This is a genomic window from Nocardia beijingensis NBRC 16342, assembly GCF_001612785.1.
In the GTDB taxonomy this organism is placed as follows: Bacteria; Actinomycetota; Actinomycetes; order Mycobacteriales; family Mycobacteriaceae; genus Nocardia; species Nocardia beijingensis.
The window spans coordinates 1-2,863 of record NZ_BDBC01000094.1 but is presented as its reverse complement, the minus strand read 5'-3'; the positions used below and the strand labels follow the sequence as shown (position 1 = coordinate 2,863).

The 2,863-nt window shown below is 69.1% G+C and carries 1 protein-coding gene; it reads left to right on the top strand.

Annotated elements, in window-relative coordinates:
* A partial coding sequence (locus NB3_RS33670; RefSeq protein WP_157112169.1) for a non-ribosomal peptide synthetase occupies positions 1–2,863 on the top strand: 2,863 nt, incomplete at both ends.

Genomic DNA, 2,863 nt, shown 5'->3' with positions numbered 1-2,863 from the left:
CCGCGACCGAGCAGGACGCTCTGCCCGCGGGCAATATTCCGGTGCTCCTGCTGGAGGAGACCACCGGCTACGACGACGCGCGCGTCCGCAACCGGGAGCGTGTGCGGCCGCTGCGCCCGGACAACCTCGCGTATGTCATCTACACCTCCGGGTCCACCGGGGTGCCCAAGGGCGTCGGCGTCGCGCACCGCAACGTGGTCGAGCTGTTCGCCAACACCCAATTGCTGTTCGAGTTCGACGAAACCGACGTCTGGACGCTGTTCCATTCCTTCGCGTTCGACTTCTCGGTGTGGGAACTGTGGTGCGCGCTGGCCAACGGCGGCAGCGTGGTCGTGGTCGACTACCTGACCTCCCGCTCGCCCGAGCAGTTCCGCGAACTGCTGATCCGCGAACAGGTCACCGTGCTGAATCAGACCCCGTCGGCGTTCTACCAACTCGCCGAGGCCGACCGGGCGGCGCATCAGGACCTGGGCAAGTTCGCGCTGCGCTACATCGTGTTCGGCGGCGAGGCGCTGGATCTGCGCCAGCTGCGGCGCTGGTACGAGCGCCATCCGGTGGACGCGCCGTGGCTGGTGAACATGTACGGCATCACCGAGACCACGGTGCACGTGTCGTTCCTGTCGTTGGACGAGCAGATGGTCGACAACCCGGCCAGCGTGATCGGGCGCGCCCTGCCCGGTCTGGACGCCTACGTCCTCGACGACCGGTTGCACCCGGCGCCGGTCGGGGTGGCCGGAGAGATCTACGTCGCGGGCGCGCAGCTCTCGCGCGGGTATCTGGGCCGTCCCGGGTTGGCGGCGACGCGTTTCGTCGCCAATCCCTTCGGTGCGCCGGGCTCACGGATGTACCGCAGCGGCGACATCGGCCGCTGGGTCGGATTCGGCGGTCGAGCCACCCTGGAGTACGCCGGTCGCGGTGACCAGCAGGTGCAGTTGCGTGGTTTCCGTATCGAACTCGGCGAGATCGAGGCGGCGCTGCTGCGGTGCCCCGGTGTGAGCCAGGCGGTCGTGCTGGTGCGCGCCGACGATCATGCCGGTGACCGGTTGATCGGCTATGTGGTGCCCGATTCCGGGGCGAGTCTGGACGCGTCGGTGCTGCGTGCGCAGGTCTCCGAGTTCTTGACCGGCTATATGGTCCCGGATGCGCTGATGGTGCTGGACGCCCTGCCGCTGACCCCGAACGGGAAGCTGGATCGCCGGGCGCTGCCCGCGCCGGAGTTCGTGTCGGCGGTGGTGTTCCGTGCGCCGAGTTCGCCGGTGGAACAAGCGGTGGCGGAGGTGTTCGCCGGGTTGCTGGGCGCGGGGGAGGTCGGCCTGGACGACGACTTCTTCGCGTTGGGTGGTAACTCGCTGCTGGCCACTCGGGTGGTCGCGCGGATCAACGAGGCCCTGGACGCGGATGTGTCGGTGCGGCAGTTGTTCGAAGCACCCACCGTCGCCGAACTCGCCGCCCGCGTGGTCCCCGGCGCCGGCGGCGGCACCCGCACCGTGCTCGAACGCGTCGAACGCGCCGAACCCATCCCCCTGTCGCTGGCCCAGCAACGCATGTGGGTGCTCAACCAATTCGACCCCACCTCACCGGCCTACAACATCCCCCTGGCCATCCGCCTGCACGGCGCCCTGGACGTCTCCGCCCTGCGCTACGCCCTGGCCGACGTCCTCGAACGCCACGAATCCCTGCGCACCCGCTACCCCGCCGACGGACCCGGTGGCCTGCCCCGCCAACAAATCCTCACCGTCGCCCAAGCCCTGCCCACCGGACTGGAGGTCGTGGTCACCGACGACCCGACCACCCAGGTGATGGACTTGATGCGCACCGGCTTCGACGTCACCACCGAAGTCCCCGTCCGCGCGCTGCTGCTGGAAACCAGCCCCGATGAACACCTGCTGGCGTTCGTGGCCCACCACATCGCCGCCGACGGCGCCTCCATGGCCCCGCTGGCCCGCGACCTGGTCACCGCCTACCTCGCCCGCATCGGCGGCAACTCCCCCCGCTGGGCGCCCCTGGAAGTGCAATACGCCGACTACGCCATCTGGCAACGCCACGTCATCGGCACCGACGACGACGAAACCTCCGTCGCCGCCCGCCAACTCACCTACTGGCGCCACCACCTGGCCGGCCTGTCCGGAGCAACCGAACTACCCACCGACCGACCCCGACCGGCCACCCCCAGCATGCGCGGCGCCAACACCGGCTTCGCGCTGTCCCCCGAAATCCACCACGCCCTCACCGAGCTGGCCCACGCCCACAACTGCACCCTGTTCATGGTCGTGCACGCCGCCCTGGCCGTCCTGCTGGCCCGCCTCACCGGCGACGCGGACGTCGCCATCGGCACCCCCATCGCCGGACGCGGCCACCGCGCCCTCGACGACCTGGTCGGCATGTTCGTCAACACCCTCACCCTGCGCACCCGCGTCGAGGCCGCCACCACCTTCACCGAACTCATCGACCACACCCGCGAAACCGACCTCGCCGCCTTCGCCAACGCCGACATCCCCTTCGAACGCGTCGTCGAAATCGTCGCCCCCGGCCGCGCCACCACCCACAACCCCCTCTTCGGGGTCGTGCTGTCGTTCCAGAACAACGAACAACCCACCCTCCAACTACCCGGGCTCACCGTCACCGCCCTGGACACCGACACCGTCGCCGCCAAATTCGACCTGCAAGTCAACATCAACCCCCACCACCACGACGACGGCACCCCCGCCCACCTCGACACCATCTTCACCTACGCCACCGACCTGTTCGACGAAACCACCATCCACACCCTCGGCCACCGCCTCCAACGCATCCTCACCACCATCGCCACCAACCCCGACACCACCATCGGCGACATCGACATCCTCGACGACACCGAACGGGA